The organism is Atopomonas sediminilitoris, from assembly GCF_022601735.1.
Lineage (GTDB): Bacteria > Pseudomonadota > Gammaproteobacteria > Pseudomonadales > Pseudomonadaceae > Atopomonas > Atopomonas sediminilitoris.
Map to the genome: position 1 here is coordinate 34,924 of NZ_JAKUMM010000004.1, position 19,382 is coordinate 54,305.

Genomic DNA, 19,382 nt, shown 5'->3' on the forward strand with positions numbered 1-19,382 from the left:
CTTTATCCAAGTCGCTGCACTTGACCAAAGCTTCCGATGCGGTCTCCAAAACAGGTGGTGTCCCCCGATCGAGGGTGACCAAGCATGCATCAAAGCGCTATGCAGCGCATGTGGAGCAGTTCCCACTTATCCGGTGGTAACGCTGCCTACGTCGAAGAGCTCTATGAGCTCTATCTGCACGATCCTAATTCTGTGCCAGAACAATGGCGCAGCTTCTTTCAGCAGCTCCCGATTGATGGGAGTGTCGCCCCCGATATTTCCCACTCTACGGTACGCGATCAGTTTCGTCTGCTGGCTAAAAACCAGCGTCGCGCTCAGCCTTTGGCTACTGGCGCGGTCAGTACCGAGCATGAGAAGAAGCAGATTGAAGTCCTGCGGATGATTCAGGCGTTTCGTATGCGCGGCCATCAAAAGGCCAGCCTAGACCCATTGGGTTTATGGCAGCGCACCGCGCCAAAAGATCTCGACGTGAATTATTACAACCTGACCAATGCGGACTTGGACTCGGTATTTCATGCCGGAGCCTTGTTTATTGGTAAGGAAGAGGCGACCTTGCGTGAAATTCGCGAGGCGCTTAAGGCGACGTATTGCGGGTCGATCGGTGCAGAGTTTATGCACATCGTCGATTCGGACCAGCGTCAGTGGTTCCAGCAACGTATGGAATCCGTGCGTGGTCGTCCTGCCTTCAGCAAAGAAGTCAAAGGGCATTTGCTTGAGCGCCTGACGGCAGCTGAGGGGCTGGAGAAGTACTTGGGTTCCAAGTATCCAGGCGTGAAGCGCTTTGGTCTTGAAGGTGGCGAAAGCCTGATCCCGTTGTTGGATGAAATCATTCAACGAGGCGGTTCTACCGGTGTGCGCGAGATGGTTATCGGCATGGCGCACCGTGGCCGCTTAAATGTGCTGGTTAATACGCTGGGTAAGAACCCCCGCGAACTGTTTGACGAGTTCGAAGGTAAGCACCTGTCGTCCACGCTGGCCTCGGGCGATGTGAAGTATCACCAAGGTTTCTCATCCAACGTGATGACCGCTGGCGGTGAAGTGCACTTAGCGTTGGCGTTTAACCCATCGCACCTTGAGATCGTTGCTCCTGTAGTGGAAGGCTCAGTGCGCGCGCGTCAAGATCGTCGTGACGACCATGATGGTTCTTTGGTGATGCCCATTATTTGCCACGGCGACGCAGCTTTTGCCGGTCAAGGCGTGGTGATGGAAACCTTCCAAATGTCGCAAACCCGTGGCTTTAAGACGGGTGGCACCATTCATATCGTGATCAACAACCAAGTTGGTTTCACCATCAGCAAGCAAGAAGATGCGCGCTCAACGGAGTACTGCACCGATATTGCCAAGATGGTGCAGGCGCCGATTCTGCATGTGAATGCCGATGATCCGGAAGCTGTGCTGTTCGTTACCCAGCTGGCCGTTGATTATCGTCAGCAGTTCAAGCGAGACGTTGTCATCGATTTGGTTTGCTACCGTCGTCGTGGTCACAACGAAGCGGATGAGCCATCGGGCACGCAGCCTTTGATGTACCAGCAGATCACAAAGCAACGCACGTCGCGTGAGTTGTATGCCGATGCGCTGATCGCCGAAGGCAGTCAGAGCAAAGAAGAAGTGCAGACCAAGCTGGATGATTATCGCAATGCGTTGGATAACGGCCAGCATGTGGTTAAGAGTTTGGTTAAAGAGCCGAATTCTGAACTGTTTGTCGATTGGCGTCCGTACCTAGGCCATGAGTGGACGGCCTATCACGACACCCGTTTTGATTTGAAAACACTGCAAGACTTGTCTCAGCGTTTGTTGAAAACGCCCGAAGGTTTTGTGGTGCAGCGCCAAGTCAGCAAGATCATGGAAGACCGTCAAAAAATGACGGCCGGTGCACTGCCCATTAACTGGGGCTTTGCCGAGACCATGGCTTACGCCACCTTGCTGCATGACAAGCATCCGATTCGGTTAATCGGCCAAGACATTGGTCGCGGTACCTTCTCGCATCGTCACGCGGTGCTGCATAACCAAAAAGATGCGTCGGTGTATGTGCCGCTTCAGCACTTGGATGCCGAGCAGCCGCCACTGGATCTTTACGACTCGTTCCTGTCGGAAGAGGCCGTGTTGGCGTTTGAGTATGGTTACTCCACCACGACTCCCAGCGCTTTGGTGATCTGGGAAGCGCAGTTTGGTGACTTTGCCAACGGCGCGCAGGTGGTGATCGATCAGTTCATTACTTCCGGCGAGCATAAGTGGGGCCGTTTGTGCGGTTTGACCATGTTGCTGCCGCATGGTTACGAAGGCCAAGGGCCGGAGCACAGCTCTGCGCGTCTTGAGCGTTACTTGCAGTTGTGTGCTGAGCACAACGTTCAAGTCTGTGTGCCCACCACGCCAGCGCAGGTTTACCACATGCTGCGTCGTCAGGTGATTCGCCCACTGCGTAAGCCTTTGATCGCCCTGACGCCGAAGTCATTGCTACGTCATAAGCTGGCCATTTCGACACTGGAAGATTTGGCCGACGGTTCGTTCCAAACCGTGATCCCAGAAATTGACGCTTTTGATCCGAAGAAGGTTAAGCGTGTCGTGATCTGTAGCGGCAAGGTTTATTACGATCTGTTGGAAAAGCGTCGTGCCGAAGGTCGTGACGACATTGCGATTGTGCGCATCGAACAGCTTTACCCGTTCCCAGAAGAAGATTTGGCAGCGGCTATTGCTCCGTACAAGGCACTTAAGCACGCAGTTTGGTGTCAAGAAGAGCCGATGAACCAAGGCGCTTGGTACTGCTCGCAGCACCACATGCGTCGTGTCTTGTCAGCGCATGACAGCAAGCTTTTCCTAGAATATGCAGGCCGCGAGGCTTCCGCCGCACCCGCGTGTGGTTATTCGCAGATGCACACCGAACAGCAAGAAAAACTCCTGCAAGACGCTTTCAACGTTTAATCGCGCAGCAGAAGACTTTAAGGAACATAAGCTATGTCCATTGAAATTAAAGCTCCAACCTTTCCGGAATCTGTTGCAGACGGCACCGTAGCTACGTGGCATAAAAAGCCCGGCGAAGCAGTAAGCCGTGATGAATTGTTGGTTGACATCGAAACCGACAAAGTAGTGCTGGAAGTGGTTGCCCCTGTTGACGGCGTGTTGGCCAAAGTCATTAAAGGCGAAGGCGAAACCGTTTTGTCCGAAGAGCTTATCGCGGTGATTGAAGAAGGGGCCGTTGCTGCGGCTCCAGCTGCGCAAGCTGAGGCCGAACCTGCGGCGGCTGCTCCAGCGGCGAGCAGTGAAGAGGCGCTGTTGTCGCCTGCAGCACGCAAGCTGGCAGAAGAGGCAGGCCTGAACCCCAATGCCATCACTGGCACGGGCAAAGGTGGTCGCGTGACCAAAGAGGACGTGGTGGCTGCCGCGGCTGCTAAGCCTGCTCAGGCTGCTGCGCCGGTGCAAGCGGCTGCGCCAGTTGCGCCGATGCAGTCTCAAGGTGATCGCACTGAAAAGCGTGTGCCGATGACGCGCCTGCGTGCCAAGGTGGCTGAGCGTTTGGTTGAAGCCCAGTCCAGCATGGCGATGCTGACCACGTTCAACGAAATCAACATGAAACCTGTGATGGAGCTGCGCTCACGTTACAAGGATCTGTTCGAGAAGACTCACAATGGCGTGCGTTTGGGCTTTATGTCGTTCTTCGTTAAGGCGGCGACCGAAGCGTTGAAGCGTTATCCGGCGGTTAATGCCTCGATCGATGGTAACGACATCGTTTATCACGGCTATCAAGATATCGGCGTGGCTGTTTCAAGCGATCGCGGCTTGGTGGTTCCGGTGCTGCGTAACGCTGAGTTCATGAGCTTGGCTGAAGTCGAAGGCACCATTGCGGACTTCGGTAAAAAAGCCAAAGCCGGTAAGCTGACCATCGAAGATATGACCGGTGGCACCTTCACCATCTCTAACGGTGGTGTGTTCGGTTCGCTGTTGTCGACGCCGATCGTTAACCCGCCGCAAACCGCTATTTTGGGCATGCACAAGATTCAAGAGCGCCCAATGGCGGTTAACGGTCAGGTAGAAATCCTGCCAATGATGTACTTGGCATTGTCCTACGACCATCGTCTGATCGATGGCAAGGAAGCGGTAAGCTTCCTCGTCGCCATCAAGGATCTGCTGGAAGATCCGGCACGTATGCTGCTGGACATCTAATTGAGAATAGGGGCGGCCACAAGCCGCCCGACTCGTTGCAAGATAAGGATTGATGAATGAGCCAGAAATTTGATGTGGTGGTAATTGGCGCAGGCCCTGGCGGCTATGTAGCAGCCATCCGCGCGGCCCAGTTGGGCTTGAAGACGGCCTGTATTGAAAAGTACATCGGCAAAGACAACAAAGTTGCCTTGGGCGGTACTTGCCTAAACGTTGGCTGTATTCCGTCAAAAGCGCTGCTCGATAGCTCTTGGAAATACCATGAAGCCCACGATGGCGGCTTGGATGTTCACGGCATTAGCACCAAGGGCGTCAGCATTGACGTGCCCGCGATGGTTGGCCGTAAAGACCAAATCGTTAAAAACTTGACCGGCGGCGTAGCTACCTTGTTCAAGGCTAACGGCGTGACCATGGTTGAAGGTCATGGCAAGTTGCTGACCAATAAGCAGGTTGAAGTGACTAGCCAAGATGGCAGCGTGAGCATCCTTGATGCTGAAAACGTGATCATCGCCAGCGGCTCAACGCCGATTGATATTCCACCGGCCAAACTAAATCACGACACCATCGTTGACTCCACTGGCGCGTTGGATTTCCAAACCGTACCTAAGAAATTGGGCGTGATCGGTGCTGGTGTGATCGGCTTGGAGCTGGGCTCAGTATGGAGCCGCTTGGGTTCTGAAGTTGTCGTGTTGGAAGCGCAAGACAAGTTCTTGTCGCTGGTTGACGACCAGATCGCTAAAGACGCGATGAAAACCTTCACCAAGCAAGGTTTGGATATTCGTCTGGGTGCCCGTGTCACCGGCTCCGAAGTGAAGAAGGGCAAAGTAACTGTCTTCTTCACCGATGCTGAGGGCGAGCAGCAGATCACCTTCGACAAGTTGATTGTTGCAGTAGGTCGTCGTCCGGTTACCGATATGGTGCTCGGTGCCGATACCGGCGTGTCTATCGATGAGCGCGGCTTCATTTTTGTCGACGATTACTGCGCCACCAGCGTGCCAGGCGTATACGCCATTGGCGACATCGTGCGCGGCCCGATGTTGGCGCATAAGGCCTCTGAAGAAGGCATTATGGTTGCCGAGCGTATCGTTGGTCAGAAGACCCAAATGAGCTATGACTTGATTCCTTCGGTGATCTACACCCATCCGGAAATCGCATGGGTCGGTAAGAACGAGCAGCAACTCAAGTCGGAAGGCGTTGAATACAAAGTCGGCGTGTTCCCGTTTGCCGCCAGCGGCCGTGCAATGGCGGCTAATGACACCGGCGGTATGGTGAAGCTGATCGCTGATGCCAAAACCGACCGCGTGTTGGGTGTGCATGTGATTGGCCCAAGCGCTGCTGAGTTGGTTCAGCAGGGTGTGATCGCGATGGAGTTTGGCTCCAGTGCAGAAGACCTTGGCCTGACTGTATTCTCGCACCCGACCTTGTCGGAAGCGCTGCATGAAGCGGCTCTCGCTGCTAATGGCCACGCGATTCACATCGCCAACCGTAAAAAGCGCTAACAGAAGAACCATGACGGGCCATTGTTGGCCCGTCAGACTTGCCTTAAGGCAGTCACAGGTGGTGCGTCGCCAAAAGCCCCGCACTAATCACGCAAGACCTACACGAAAGACGGTAGATAAAGCATGAATCTCCACGAGTATCAGGGTAAGCAGCTTTTCGCTGAATATGGCCTGCCTGTATCCAAAGGCTTCGCCGTAGACACCCCAGAAGACGCCGCAGCAGCCTGCGAAAAAATTGGTGGCAGTGAGTGGGTTGTTAAAGCCCAAGTTCACGCCGGTGGCCGCGGTAAAGCTGGCGGTGTAAAGCTGGTTAAGAGCGGTGAAGACGCCAAAGCTTTCGCTGCAAACTGGCTAGGCAAGAATCTGGTCACCTATCAAACCGATGCTAACGGTCAGCCGGTTACTAAAATTCTGGTGGAATCTTGCACCGACATCGCCAAGGAGCTGTACCTAGGCGCGGTTGTTGATCGCTCCACACGCCGTATCGTGTTTATGGCGTCCACCGAAGGTGGCGTAGAAATTGAAAAAGTAGCTCACGATACCCCTGAGAAAATTCTCAAGGCGACCATCGATCCGTTGGTAGGCGCTCAGCCTTTCCAAGGCCGTGAGTTGGCGTTCCAGTTGGGCTTGTCTGGCGATCAGGTGAAGCAGTTCACCAATATTTTCGTTGGTTTGGCTAAGCTGTTTGCTGACTACGATCTAGCTCTGCTGGAAATCAACCCGCTGGTGATCAAGGCCGACGGCAACCTGCATTGCTTGGACGCTAAGATCAACATCGACGGCAACGCCCTGTACCGCCAGCCCAAGCTGCGCGCAATGCACGATCCGTCACAAGACGATGCTCGTGAAGCGCATGCTGCCAAGTTCGAACTGAACTATGTGGCGCTGGAAGGCAACATCGGTTGCATGGTCAACGGTGCTGGTTTGGCCATGGGTACCATGGACATCGTTAACCTGCACGGCGGTAAGCCAGCTAACTTCCTCGACGTAGGTGGCGGTGCGACCAAAGAGCGTGTGACTGAAGCGTTCAAAATCATTCTGTCTGACAGCAATGTGGCGGCCGTACTGGTTAACATTTTCGGCGGTATCGTTCGCTGCGACATGATTGCTGAAGGCATCATCGGCGCAGTGAAAGAAGTCGGCGTAAAAGTGCCGGTGGTTGTACGTCTGGAAGGTAACAACGCTGAGCTTGGCGCTAAAGTGCTGGCCGAAAGCGGTCTGAATATTATTGCAGCAACCAGCCTGACCGATGCGGCACAGCAGGTTGTTAAGGCCGCGGAGGGTAAGTAATGAGCGTCCTGATCAATAAAGATACCAAGGTTATTTGCCAAGGCTTCACTGGTTCGCAGGGTACTTTCCATAGCGAACAAGCCATTGCCTACGGCACCAAGATGGTTGGCGGTGTCACGCCTGGCAAAGGCGGCACTACCCACTTGGGCTTGCCTGTCTTCAACACCGTTAAAGAAGCGGTAGAAGCCACTGGCGCTGACGCCTCTGTGATCTACGTACCGGCTCCTTTCTGTAAAGACTCGATCCTTGAAGCGGCCAATGGTGGCATCAAGCTGATTGTGTGCATTACCGAAGGTATTCCTACGCTGGATATGCTGGATGCCAAGGTTAAGTGCGACGAATTGGGCGTGCGCCTGATCGGCCCTAACTGCCCGGGTGTCATCACTCCCGGCGAGTGCAAGATCGGTATCATGCCCGGTCACATTCACCTGCCAGGCAAAGTTGGCATCGTGTCGCGCTCAGGCACCCTGACGTATGAAGCCGTTAAGCAAACCACGGATGCAGGCTTTGGCCAGTCCACTTGCGTCGGTATCGGTGGTGACCCGATCCCAGGCTCCAACTTCATCGATATCCTCACGCTGTTCCAAGAGGATCCGGCGACCGAAGCGATCGTTATGATCGGCGAAATCGGCGGTTCGGCTGAAGAAGAAGCTGCGGCATTCATCAAATCCAACGTGACCAAGCCTGTGGTCTCTTACATTGCTGGCGTCACTGCGCCTGCTGGTAAGCGTATGGGCCACGCAGGTGCCATCATCTCTGGCGGTAAAGGTACTGCCGATGAGAAGTTTGCTGCCCTGCAAGACGCTGGCGTTAAAACCGTGCGTTCTTTGGCTGATATCGGTAAGGCTTTGGCTGAACTGACTGGCTGGGAAATGAAGAAGTAATCTTCGTTTTAGCGCTGAAAAAGGCCGCCTTCGGGCGGTCTTTTTTTGTCATTTTTTTGGCGTTAAACGGTCAAGAATCTCTGTGCTGCGTCGATACAGGCTATAGATCAGCGCGCACGGCGCGCGGTCTGTGTCTAACCTTTATTGACAGACCCCTCACAGTGGAAGCTGCTATGCGCTTGTTTGCCGACTTGGGCGTTGCCAAAAAAATTGCCATTGCGCCCATAGTGTTGTGCGTTTTACTCATTGGCTTGGGCCTGTTCGCGTTGTGGTCATTAAGCTCGGTGGCTGAACGCATGCATGTGGTGACCCGTGAGCAAGTCCCGCGTCTGGAGACCGTGGCCCAAGTCACCGATGGTATGGAGGCCTTGCAACAGGCGGTGCGCCGCTATGTACGCTCGGGTTCAGAGCAAGCGCTAGAGCGTGTTAACAGCCAAGCACAAGCCTTAGATGACTTGCTTAATAGCGCCAAACAAACGGCCAGTGAGTCGCGTCAGGCAAAGCTGCTTGAGCAAATGCTTGCGCTGAAGCAGGAGTATTCGCAGCTGTTTTTGCAGTCGCTAGTGCCATTAGGCCGCGAGCAAAGTCGGCTTACCGAGGAAGGTCTAGAAGTGCATGGCCCGGTGATTGAAAAGCAACTCAGTCAGGTGCTGGAAAATGGCCAAATGGATTTCAATATGGATGCCGTTTTCTATGGGAGTGCTGCCCTTAGGCACTTATTGCTCGGCAGCCAAGGTATTTATCGATACCTGCAAGAACCAACACCAGAAGTGGCAGAGCAGTTTCGCCGTGAGTTGGAGAACACTCGCAGCATGACGGGGGTGCTGCTTGAGCGCACCAGCAGTAAGAGCGCCAAGGGCAAGTTAGAGAAAACCCTCGCCTCGTTAGCCGCCTACGCAGAAAGCGCCGATCAGCTGGTTAGTACGCTGCAAAAGCGCCAAAGCTTACTGCAGCAAATGGATGCCATCGAGCCCAAGATTGCTGATTTGGCCACGCGTATGCAGCAAGGTTTGCAAGACAGCATGCAGCAAGCTGCCGATGCGGCGGACAGCCAAGTGCGCACCAGTCGCGGCGTGCTGTGGGCGGTGATCGGTGTCGCACTATTGCTCGGCGCGTTGGTTGCGTTTGTGGTCAGTAGCTTTATTGTGCGGGCGCTCAATCGTACCAATCGACGCTTACTGGATATTGCCGAAGGTGAGGGCGATCTGACCAAAACCTTACCGGTAGTCAGTCAGGATGACCTCGGGGTGTTGGCCCAGCGGTTCAACACCTTCGTCGGCAAGTTGCATGGCACGGTGGTGGATGTGTCGGGTGCGACGTCAGAGTTGGACCAAGTGGCAGGCCAGCTAAATCAGGCAGTCACGCAGGTGCTGCATGAAGTTGAGCAGCAAACAGACGAGAGCAACCAGATTGCCTCGGCTATGACGCAAATGGCAGCCAGCGCTCAAGAGATGGCCGGTAGCGCACATCAGGCCGCTGACTTATCCGGCAAGGCACATGCCGCTGGCGAAGCCGGTTTGCAGGTGGTAGAAGGCAGTCGCCAAGCGATGCGTACCTTGGCAACCAAGGTCGAAGAGCAGACTGAGGTGATTGAAACACTGCAGCAAGACAGCGCTCGCATTGGTTCGGTGTTGGATGTGATTCGTGCTATTGCCGAGCAAACCAATCTACTGGCGTTGAATGCGGCGATTGAAGCGGCCCGTGCCGGTGAACAAGGTCGCGGCTTTGCCGTGGTGGCCGATGAGGTGCGCTCCTTGGCGCAGCGCACACAGTCGTCAACCTCGGAAATCCAAGAGATCATCGAGGGCTTGCAGCAGCGCAGCAAGACGGCCACTGAGATGATGCAGGCCAGTGGCAAGGCCGTTACCCACACCTTACAAAGCGCGCAACAAGCCGGCGAGGCGCTGAGTCAAATCGCGCTGACGGTTCGCTCGATTGACCAAGCGGTGCACCAAATCGCCAGTGCTGCGAATGAGCAAGCTAAGGTTGCCGAAGAAGTCAGCGCCAACGTGGTTAGGCTGTCTGACAGCGGTGAGCGTACCTTTGGTGCGGTGGAGTCGGCGCGGGGCACCGCTCTAGCCATGGAGAAGCTGGGTCAGCGACTCTCGCGCTTAGTCGGCCAGTTCAAGATTTAATCCCTTCAGGCGACAGCGGTTTATAGCCAGCGGACAGTTCGACCGTTGCGCCTCGTTACTTGCCCTCTAATCCGTTAAGGTCGCGCCGCGGCCAGCGCCCACAAGGCGCGCACGCTTTGATAAACCTGCCGATGGGCAGGTTTTTTGCGTTTCCCATCACCCCTCGGGAAGCCCCCCTGACGACTCGATTGGCATGTGGACTCCTTGATGAATGCTTTAAAAAGCCAGGACATTCTGGCGCTCGGTTTTATGACGTTTGCGCTGTTTTTAGGCGCGGGCAATATTATTTTTCCTCCCGCCGCAGGTTTAGCCGCAGGCACGCACGTCTGGTCGGCGGCTGCCGGCTTTTTGCTGACCGCAGTTGGTTTGCCTCTGCTGACCCTGCTTGCCATTGCCCGTGTCGGTGGCGGTATGGCTGAGTTAACAGCACCTTTGGGACGCATAGCAGCGATCGTTTTTGGGGTGGCGGTGTACTTGACGATTGGCCCACTGTTCGCCACGCCCCGCACTGCGGTTGTGTCTTTTGAAATGGGCGTTGCTCCCTTTGTAGGAAACTCAGCGGTGGCGCTGGCGCTATATACGGCAATCTTTTTTGCTTCGGTGTTATGGCTGTCGCTGCGACCGGGAGAGTTGCTCGATCGGGTTGGTAAGTTCATTACCCCGATCTTGCTCTTGTCTTTGGTGCTGCTCGGCGGTGCGGCGGTGCTGTTCCCTGCCGGCGAAATCGCAGCACCCAAAGCGGAATACCTGCAGGCACCGGCGATCAAAGGCTTTTTGGAAGGGTATCTGACCATGGATACCTTGGGCGCCTTGGTGTTTGGCATTGTGATCACGACGGCCATTCGTGATCGTGGTGTGAGCAATGAGCAGCTGATCAGTCGTTACACCGTCTACGCGGGGGTTATCGCAGCCATCGGCCTGGCCTTGGTGTATGTGGCGTTTTTCTATTTGGGGGCCGCCAGCCAGAGTATTGCTGCCGATGCGCCTAACGGTGTGGCAGTCCTTACGGCTTACGTGCAGCACGTGCTGGGCACGCCCGGTTTGGTGTTGTTGGCCTGCGTGATTATCTTGGCGTGTTTGACCACCGCCGTGGGCCTGCTGACGGCCTGTGGAGAGTACTTTGCTGCGTTGTTACCGGTGAGTTACCGCACGGTAATTATCAGCTTGGCGGTGTTTAGCTTTTTGGTGGCGAACCAAGGTTTAACTCAGCTGATCAGCGTTTCCATCCCCGTCTTGGTCGGGCTGTATCCCTTAGCGATTGCCTTGCTCGTGCTGAATTTATTAAAGCCTGTGTGGCAAAACCCCGCTTTGGTGTTTCGCGCAGTTATGTTGACCGCTCTGGTGTTTGGTGTGTGTGATGGCTTGGCCGTGGCCGGTTTGCTCGACGAGCAGCTGAAACAATGGTTGATGCAACTGCCGTTGGGTGCCGACTCGCTGGGTTGGTTATTGCCGGTGTGTGTGGTCTTGGTGGCGGTGACGCTGATTGATCGCCTAAGCCCTGCTGGGCGAGTGGCAAACGCCTAATTTAGCCAACGGTAAAGTCAATGGTAAATGCCCGATCAGCAGCGCTGAATCGGGCATTTTTTTAATGGGTGACGATCAACAGTACCGAAGCAAAGTGGCACACGCTGCCGGCCAACACGAACAAGTGCCAAATGCCATGGCTAAACGGTAAGCGCTTACTGAGGTAAAACACGCAGCCTAAGGTGTAGGCCAAGCCGCCAGCGACCAGCCAAGCGAGTGCCGCAGAGGATAAAGCCTCCAGCAGCGGCTTTGTGGCGATCACGGCCAACCAGCCCATGCCGATATACAACAAGGTTGAAGCCAGTTTAAAACGGCCGGTGAAAAACAGTTTGAACACCACGCCGCTGATGGCCAACGTCCAAATGAGGCCAAACAGCAGCCAGCCCCAGTCATCGCGCAAACTGACCAAGGTGAAGGGGGTATAGGTGCCAGCAATCAGGAGGTAAATGGCGCAATGGTCAAAAATCTTCAGCCGCCGCTTGGCCGTGGCATGCGGGATAGCGTGGTACAGCGTTGATGCGCTGTAGAGCAAAATCAGCGTGGCGACAAAAATTGCCGCGCTGGTGATTTGCCACGCATCGCCATACAGGGCCGCTAAGGTGATCAATACGGCCCCGGCGGCGACACTGGCCAGCGCGCCGATACCATGCGTGATGGCGTTGAAGGTTTCTTCGGCAAATGAATAGCTGCTCAAGGGATGTCCTTAGTGGTGAGGGGCGCAGCCTTGGGGAACGCCTCACTGAACAGCGAGCGCGCCGGATCCTGGGCTTGCAAGTAAAAACGATACTGTCGCGTGCCGCTAAACGGGGGATTGTACCAGCGTGCCTCGTAGATGCCGTCAGCTAAGTGCTGCACGCTGATATCAAAGCCTTGGTCGTCCACGGGAAAGCCCGCCACGTGCAGCGGTTGCCATTGGCCTTGTGGGTTGGCACGGGTTTGTATCTGCAGCATTGATTTGTGCCAGTCGAGTGCCGCTGGATCTGCGTCTTGCCAGCTAATGTGCCAATAGTCTTCTTGCTGAGTCGTGGGGTCTTGGTAGTGGGCCTGACTTAGCCACTGGCGTGGGCGTGTTTGCTGGGCAGTCGGCCAGTAGTGTTTAACCGCGAGCTGGTAGCGCTGCGCACTGGGCAGCTGGGCATAAGAGCCGTGCTTTAGCAGTTGGCTACTTTGCGCTTGCGCATGTTGGGCCAGAAAGGCGGCGGTGTTGGGGCCGTATAGCGTGTGCCCCCCCTCGTAATACTGGCGCGCATACTCTTCAGCCGTGGTGACATAGCCGGTGTAGCCATTGGCAACACTGCTGACTACCTGCCAGCGCAGCGGCTGTCGCTGCTGGCCAAAGCTCTGCGCCACGGCGTGTTCGATTTGCTGGCCGGCTTTTACGGTGATTTCGAAGGGTAAGAAGGTCCATGCCGTATCGCCTAAATGGACACTTTGGATCAGCCAGCGATTGGGGAAGTCTTCCTGCGCAAGAATTAACGGCTGTAACCAGCGTGTGCCTAACCAATGCTTTCCACCTTGGCAGGTGTCGGTAAAGAAAGTGCGAGGCTGGTCAGGGTGAATAAAGGGTAAACGCCACAGCACCGGGGAGCGGTGCTCATGCGCGCCTGCGGCTAGGGCAGCGCCCACGGCCGGGCTGCACAGGTGAGTGTTGCCAATCTGTGGATTGGCCAGCACATCGACCTCGGTCAGTGCGCTGCGCAGTGGCAAGTCATCGCTCAATTGCTGATCAAGACTGATGAACAGCGCACTGGCTTGCTCGGCGAGCTGTAAACCAATCCGCCGTGCTTCGCGAAAGCCCAGTAGCTCAGGCGTCGCATTGGGCGCAACGTCGGCATGGCTGGCTTCAAATGCACCGTGTACTAAGGGCTGTGCCACGTCGTAGTGACTTTGCAGCTGGCGTGCTGTGCCGACGGCTAAGTAAGCCCAAATGTCCGCGTGGTAAAGGCTGCTGCTGGATGGGATGCCGGTGCCGTGAATAGAGAAACTACTAAAGGCGCCAGCGGGCTGATAACGACCGTCGTCTTGAAGCTGATCAATCCGCAGCATGCTGAGATGCGGGTTGATGGCGCTGAATTTGCGCGCTGGGTCGTCTGCCGTTCCATGCTCATCGGGATTGTGCAAAAAAGCGCCGAGCGAACGGTTGCGCGTTAGCGACCACACGTCACGCTGCCCTAGCGCGACCTTGGATGGCTTGCGTGTTTGATACGCGCTGAGTGCCGCAGACTCGAGCTGGGTGAGTAGAAAGTTAAACCACGTTGGCTCAAAGCCTGGCGCATTGGCGGCGTGAGCGTTGTAGAAGTTGTCGGCAAAAAAGCCGCCTGGAGCGGCGTGGGTGTGGGTGGCGGTTATCACCAGATTATTGGCGGTAATGCCGAGACTTTTACTGAGGCGTTCGCTGAGTGCGGCGTGCAATAAGGGTGAGCCGGCCAGTAAGTCTGTCTGCAGTAGCAGCAGGCTTTCGCCAGCACGATTGCGTAAGAAAAAGGCCCGCGCTTTTAGGCGTGTACGAAAGCCATCGCCCTGCTTGGCCCATGTCGCAAAGCCTGCTTTGGGTAGGCCGGGCGGCGGGGTGATATCTACCTCGCTAAGGCCGGCCTCAAGCTGTGCTTGCGGGCTGAGTGTCGCTGAAGTGGCGGTTTGGTAGCGCAATGACACGCTTTGGCTGCTGCAGGCTGCCAAGCTGAATAGGGCCAATAAACACAGGATGTAGCGCATGCGAACTCCATTTTTTACGCGCTATTGTGGCCTGCGCACGCCGATTGCACGCCCGCGCTTTGGTTGGGCGGGGCTATAATGGCGCCAGTGTTTTGGGGGTATCCATGGATTTGATCGACTTAAAGTACTGGCCGCATTGGTTAGCCGCAGGTTGGTACTTGGCTTGTTGGCTCGGCTATACCCGTTATGCAACGGCCAAGGCGAAAACCACGCCGTGCTTAGCCAGCGTGCTGCACTTGTACCGTGAAGATTGGATGCGCCGCATGTTGATGCGCGATAACCGTATCGCCGACACCAGTGTGGTGGGCAATCTTGAGCGCAACGCCTCGTTTTTTGCCTCTAGCACGCTGATTATTTTGGCCGGTGTGTTTACCGTGTTTGGCGCATCCGAGAAGGCCTTAGTGGCGCTGTCTTCGTTGCCGCTGGTGGAGCAAGCCGATCGCTCAGTGTCAGAAATCAAGCTGCTCGGTCTGGCCATGGTGTTCGTGTATGCGTTCTTCACCTTCAGCTGGTGCATGCGCCAATATAATTTTGCCGCCATCTTGTTGGGCTCCGCGCCGATGGTGGCCGAGCGCAATGTCACCGAGCAAGAGCGCAAGTTATTTGTTCAGCGTTCGGCACGGGTGATTTCCTCGGCAGCTAACCAGTTCAACTTGGGGCTAAGGGCGTACTACTTTGGGTTGGCGATGATGGTGTGGTTCATCAATCCGTGGTTGTTTATTGCTGCTTCCACGGTGGTGATGTTCGTGCTGTACCACCGTGAATTCCACTCCAGCGTGTTGGAGGTCATGATGGCCAGCCAAGCGCCGCAGCTGGATAGTAAAACCGATGCCGTTAACGCGCCGCTTGCCAGTGAGGACACCTCAGGCAGCGGTTCAACCCCGACTTGATGGCTTTTATCGCGCCTCATGTGGCATTAAGCGCTTGGTATTGCTGCTGGTTAATCGGTAAGTAGCGCTTATTATTGCCGCCTTTTTTCAGAAGGAGTCATGCGCATGAGCGAAACCACGATTCGTCCCCGCGCTGAGCGCTTTTTATCGGTGCTCAAACATTGCCAAAATCTTGGGATGACCGTGGAACAAGCGGATAGCCAAGGTTTGATACTGCGCCTGCCTTACAGCGACTCGATTGTGGGTGATCCAGAAACCGGTGTTGTGCATGGCGGAGCGATCACGAGCCTGATGGATACCACTTGCGGAATCAGCACGGTGTGCGTACTGCCAGAGTTTGAAATCTGCCCCACCTTAGATTTACGCATCGACTACATGCACCCAGCGGCGCCCGGCAAAGCAATTTATGGTTTTGCCGAGTGTTATCGCGTCACCCCGAACGTCATTTTTACTCGTGGCGTGGCCTACCAAGACGATCGAGATAACCCCATTGCCCATGTGGTCGGTACGTTTATGCGTATGGGCAAAGTGACACAAAGTGAAGCGCTGACTAAAGCCGTGAATGAGGGGCGCGCATGAGTACGTTAAACCTGACTGCCAAAGCGCGCGAGGCCGCTACATCCGGTGATTATTCCGAGCTAATCAGCCTGGTGCCCTACGCCAAAATGATTGGCATTGAATGCATTAAGCTCGGCGATGAGCTGGTGTTTAGGTTGCCAGCACAAGACGGCAACATCGGGAATCCAACCTTGCCGGCTATTCATGGCGGCGTTATCGCAGGCTTTATGGAGCACGCTGCGCAGCTGCACTTGATTGCGGCCATGGGCGGGCAACATTTACCGAAAATCATCGACTTCTCGATAGATTACCTGCGCGCAGGTCTTTATCGTGACACCTATGCACAGTGCCAAGTTTGGCGCCAAGGTCGCCGGGTGGCCAACGTGGCGATCAATGCTTGGCAAACGGGCCAAGCCGAGCCCATAGCCACGGCGCGAGCACATTTTAAGGTGGACTGAGTGCACAGCATCAGCCGCCATGATTGATTTGGATAAGGACACACGATGGATGCCCTGTTAATCCTTGGCGGTTTACTGCTGATTGTCTTCAGCATGGTTTGGCTGTCGATGCAGGCTTTTGCCAAGGGCTTGTTGTGGGGCTGGAGCACGCTGCTACCGCCCTTTAACCTGGTGTACTTGTTGGCGCATTGGCGGCGTGCGCGTCGTGTGCTGCTGCTAACCGGGATGGGCGCTATTTTGCTGGTGGTGGGGCTGACCATGTTGGCGCAGCGCAATCCTGAGCGTTTACAGCAACTGCTTGCGTGGCAATGGGTGCACCCAGAGCCTGCGCCTCAGCCTGACTTGATGATGGATTTGCGCGGCGAAATCAACGGCCATGTGTTCCGCCCACAAAGCGGCGAGTTGATCGACGGTGTGCTGCGTCTGCGCGAAGGCGGCGACTTTTTTGCGCGCTACGAAATCAGTATGCAGTTGCCCGATTACACGGGTGGACCGCTAACGCTGGATATTTTGCCCAACGATAAAGACCCGCTGCCGCTGATCGAAATCAGCTGGCAAAGCGAAGGTACACCTTTGCCTGAGTTTTGGCGGCTAAGCCGTGGCTATAGCCTGCATTTGAACTTGCAGCCACAAGCGCCCAATCGACTCCAAGGCGAGTTTCACCTGATCCTGCCGCGTGAATACGACACCAGTCTGAGCGGGCAGGTCGAGGTGTATACCGATCACTTGCGCTATCGCGATGGCAAGCTCGATACGCAACATGACTCCATGGATACCTTGAATGCCGTGGTGGCGGACTATCTGAGCCGCCGCCTGTTATCGCGCACCCTAACGCTACAACCCTTGGCGCCGCTGACTATAACGGACTGGCGAGCCGGTCGGTTCGAGGCGACCGTACGCTATCAACAAGACGGTGTGGCGGCATCACTGCCAATCGTCTTGCAGAAGCAGGTCAGTAAAGGCTGGCGTGTGCAGGGGGATAGTTACCCCGCATTGACTGACGCTGTGCCACTGCCGGTGGTCGTTGAAACTGTGCCAGAGCCGGTTGTGCAACCGATTGCTAATGATCGTCGTGTGGGGTTCTCGTTGGCGACTTTGCTGGCCAATCCTGCCCGCTATCAAGGCTTACAAGTGCGTGTGGTCAATGCGCGTGGTCGTGAGGCCAGTGGCATTTTTGATGGCCTAGATGCGTTGGATTACCTCAAGGTGCGACAAGTACGCAACGACGCTGGCGAAGTGGTTTTTACCTTCAGTCGTCGCGATATTACTGAGATTGAATTGCTCGAGCCTTGAAAACCGAAAAGGGTGTCCCCACTTCTGTTACACGTATTTTGTTGTGACCGGAGTTTGGATACCCCATGGAAACTGCGCAAAAAGAAACCCTTGGCTTTCAGACCGAAGTGAAGCAACTGCTTCACCTGATGATTCACTCGCTGTACTCCAATCAAGAAATTTTCCTGCGTGAGCTGGTCTCTAACGCCTCAGACGCCGCTGACAAGCTGCGCTTTGAAGCCTTGGCGAATCCAGAGCTGCTGGAAGATTCGCCCGAATTAAAGATTCGACTGAGCTTTGATGCCACGGCGCGTACCTTGACCATTGAAGACAATGGCATCGGTATGAACCGCGATGAAGTGATCCAAAACCTGGGCACCATTGCTAAATCAGGCACCTCAGATTTCCTCAAGCAGCTCTCCGGTGACCAAAAGAAAGACTCGCACCTGATTGGTCAGTTTGGTGTGGGCTTTTACAGCGCCTTCATTGTGGCGGATCAGGTCGCCGTCGAAACCCGTCGGGCCGGTGCTGCGCCGAGTGAAGGGGTGCGCTGGGTTTCCAAGGGCGAAGGTGAGTTCACTATCGAAGCCATTGAGCGCGCCGAACGTGGCACGCGCATTACCCTGCACCTGAAAGAAGCGTGCAGCGAATTTGCCGACGGCTGGCGCCTGCGCAATCTCGTGACTAAGTATTCCGACCATATCGCGCTGCCCATTGAGCTGCCTAAGCAAGCACAAGGCGAAGAAGAGACCGATGCCAACGCGGCACCTGAGTGGGAAACCGCTAACCGCGCTAGTGCTTTGTGGTCCCGTGCGCGTAGTGAGGTTAAAGACGAAGAGTACGGTGAGTTTTACAAGCACATCGCCCATGACTTTGAAGAGCCTCTGGCGTGGAGCCACAACAAGGTTGAAGGCAAGCTAGAGTACACCTCGCTGCTGTATGTGCCGGGGCGTGCGCCGTTCGACTTGTACCAGCGTGAAGCGCCCAAGGGCCTCAAGCTGTATGTGCAGCGCGTGTTCATCATGGATCAGGCCGAGCAGTTCTTGCCCCTGTACCTGCGCTTTATTAAAGGCGTGGTGGACTCCAATGATCTATCGCTGAACGTCTCGCGTGAGATTCTGCAAAAAGACCCGAATATCGACGCTATGCGCTCGGCGCTGACCAAGCGTGTATTGGACATGCTGGAGAAGCTGGCCAAGAACGACGCCGAGAAATTTGCCAAGTTCTGGAAAGCCTTCGGTAGCGTGCTCAAAGAAGGCCCAGCCGAAGATTTCGCCAATAAAGAGAAAATCGCAGGCCTGTTGCGCTTTGCCTCCACCCACGCCGGCAATGCGGATGAAACCGTCAGCTTGGCTGATTACATCGCGCGGATGCCGGAAGGTCAGGACAAGCTCTATTACCTGACGGGCGAAAGCTACGATCAGGTGAAAAACAGCCCGCACTTGGAAGTCTTCCGCAAGAAAGGCATTGAAGTGTTGCTGCTCACCGATCGCATCGATGAGTGGCTGATGAGCTACCTCACCGAGTTCGACGCTAAGCAGTTTGTCGACGTGGCGCGTGGCGACCTAGACTTAGGCGCGCTGGATAGCGAAGACGACAAGAAAGCCCAAGAAGAAGCCAGTAAAGCCAAAGAAGGCCTGCTGGAGCGCTTGAAGAAGGCACTTGCCGAGCACGTTAGCGAAGTGCGCGTGTCGCACCGTCTGACTGACTCGCCGGCCATTTTAGCCATTGGTGAGCAAGACATGGGCCTGCAAATGCGCCGTATCTTGGAAGCCAGCGGGCAAAAGGCACCGGAGTCCAAGCCGATCTTTGAAATCAACCCAGGTCATCCGCTGGTAGAAAAACTCGAAGCGGAGCAGAGCGAAGAGCGTTTTAGCGATCTGTCGTTGGTGCTGTTTGACCAAGCGGCTCTTGCCGCGGGTAACTCGCTGAAAGACCCAGCCGCTTATGTGCGTCGCTTGAACAAGTTGCTGGTTGAACTTAGCGCTTAAGCTTGTCTAGG

At 55.4% G+C, this 19,382-nt stretch carries 14 protein-coding genes; 12 read left to right on the forward strand and 2 right to left on the reverse strand.

Annotated elements, in window-relative coordinates; genetic code table 11:
• Window positions 1-84 precede the first annotated feature (84 nt).
• The 7 genes from MKI83_RS06830 (at window position 85) to brnQ (ending at window position 11,487) form a co-directional block, all read left to right on the forward strand.
• Window positions 85-2,919, forward strand: coding sequence for a 2-oxoglutarate dehydrogenase E1 component (locus tag MKI83_RS06830; protein WP_241584342.1), 2,835 nt, complete (start codon window positions 85-87; stop codon window positions 2,917-2,919).
• 33 nt (window positions 2,920-2,952) lie between these two features.
• Window positions 2,953-4,158, forward strand: a complete 1,206-nt coding sequence (gene odhB, locus MKI83_RS06835) for a 2-oxoglutarate dehydrogenase complex dihydrolipoyllysine-residue succinyltransferase (protein WP_241584344.1) — start codon at window positions 2,953-2,955, stop codon at window positions 4,156-4,158.
• A gap of 56 nt (window positions 4,159-4,214) precedes the next feature.
• Window positions 4,215-5,654: a dihydrolipoyl dehydrogenase gene (gene lpdA / locus MKI83_RS06840; RefSeq protein ID WP_241584347.1), complete on the forward strand. Its 1,440-nt coding sequence runs from the start codon at window positions 4,215-4,217 to the stop codon at window positions 5,652-5,654.
• Between the two features lie 123 nt (window positions 5,655-5,777).
• The gene (gene sucC / locus MKI83_RS06845) at window positions 5,778-6,944 is read left to right on the forward strand and encodes an ADP-forming succinate--CoA ligase subunit beta (protein WP_241584348.1); all 1,167 of its coding nucleotides are present in this window, start codon (window positions 5,778-5,780) and stop codon (window positions 6,942-6,944) included.
• Window positions 6,944-7,828, forward strand: a complete 885-nt coding sequence (sucD, locus tag MKI83_RS06850; protein ID WP_241584349.1) for a succinate--CoA ligase subunit alpha — start codon at window positions 6,944-6,946, stop codon at window positions 7,826-7,828. Before sucC ends, sucD begins: the two co-directional genes overlap by 1 nt.
• Window positions 7,829-8,001: 173 nt before the next feature.
• Complete coding sequence (locus MKI83_RS06855) at window positions 8,002-9,963, forward strand: HAMP domain-containing methyl-accepting chemotaxis protein (RefSeq protein ID WP_241584351.1); 1,962 nt, start codon at window positions 8,002-8,004, stop codon at window positions 9,961-9,963.
• Window positions 9,964-10,170: 207 nt separating this feature from the next.
• On the forward strand, window positions 10,171-11,487 hold the full coding sequence (gene brnQ, locus MKI83_RS06860) for a branched-chain amino acid transport system II carrier protein (RefSeq protein ID WP_241584353.1): 1,317 nt from the start codon (window positions 10,171-10,173) through the stop codon (window positions 11,485-11,487).
• A gap of 61 nt (window positions 11,488-11,548) precedes the next feature.
• Here the strand turns inward: brnQ and trhA are convergent, their stop codons facing one another.
• A complete protein-coding gene (gene trhA / locus MKI83_RS06865) occupies window positions 11,549-12,181 on the reverse strand; it encodes a PAQR family membrane homeostasis protein TrhA (protein WP_241584354.1) in 633 nt (210 codons plus the stop codon).
• Window positions 12,178-14,202: a neutral/alkaline non-lysosomal ceramidase N-terminal domain-containing protein gene (locus MKI83_RS06870; RefSeq protein WP_241584355.1), complete on the reverse strand. Its 2,025-nt coding sequence runs from the start codon at window positions 14,200-14,202 to the stop codon at window positions 12,178-12,180. The genes trhA and MKI83_RS06870 overlap by 4 nt, the downstream gene beginning before the upstream one ends.
• Before the next feature lie 104 nt (window positions 14,203-14,306).
• Between MKI83_RS06870 and MKI83_RS06875 the strand changes: the two genes are divergently transcribed.
• From MKI83_RS06875 to htpG, 5 genes are all read left to right on the forward strand, one after another.
• On the forward strand, window positions 14,307-15,092 hold the full coding sequence (locus MKI83_RS06875; protein ID WP_241584357.1) for a DUF599 domain-containing protein: 786 nt from the start codon (window positions 14,307-14,309) through the stop codon (window positions 15,090-15,092).
• Between the two features lie 105 nt (window positions 15,093-15,197).
• A complete protein-coding gene (locus tag MKI83_RS06880) occupies window positions 15,198-15,671 on the forward strand; it encodes a PaaI family thioesterase (protein WP_241584360.1) in 474 nt (157 codons plus the stop codon).
• Window positions 15,668-16,108, forward strand: a complete 441-nt coding sequence (locus tag MKI83_RS06885; RefSeq protein ID WP_241584363.1) for a PaaI family thioesterase — start codon at window positions 15,668-15,670, stop codon at window positions 16,106-16,108. Before MKI83_RS06880 ends, MKI83_RS06885 begins: the two co-directional genes overlap by 4 nt.
• Before the next feature lie 45 nt (window positions 16,109-16,153).
• Complete coding sequence (locus tag MKI83_RS06890; RefSeq protein ID WP_241584366.1) at window positions 16,154-17,401, forward strand: MFS transporter; 1,248 nt, start codon at window positions 16,154-16,156, stop codon at window positions 17,399-17,401.
• Window positions 17,402-17,466: 65 nt separating this feature from the next.
• Window positions 17,467-19,371 (forward strand): molecular chaperone HtpG, encoded by a 1,905-nt coding sequence (htpG, locus tag MKI83_RS06895; protein ID WP_241584369.1) that lies wholly within the window; start codon window positions 17,467-17,469, stop codon window positions 19,369-19,371.
• Window positions 19,372-19,382: the final 11 nt, after the last annotated feature.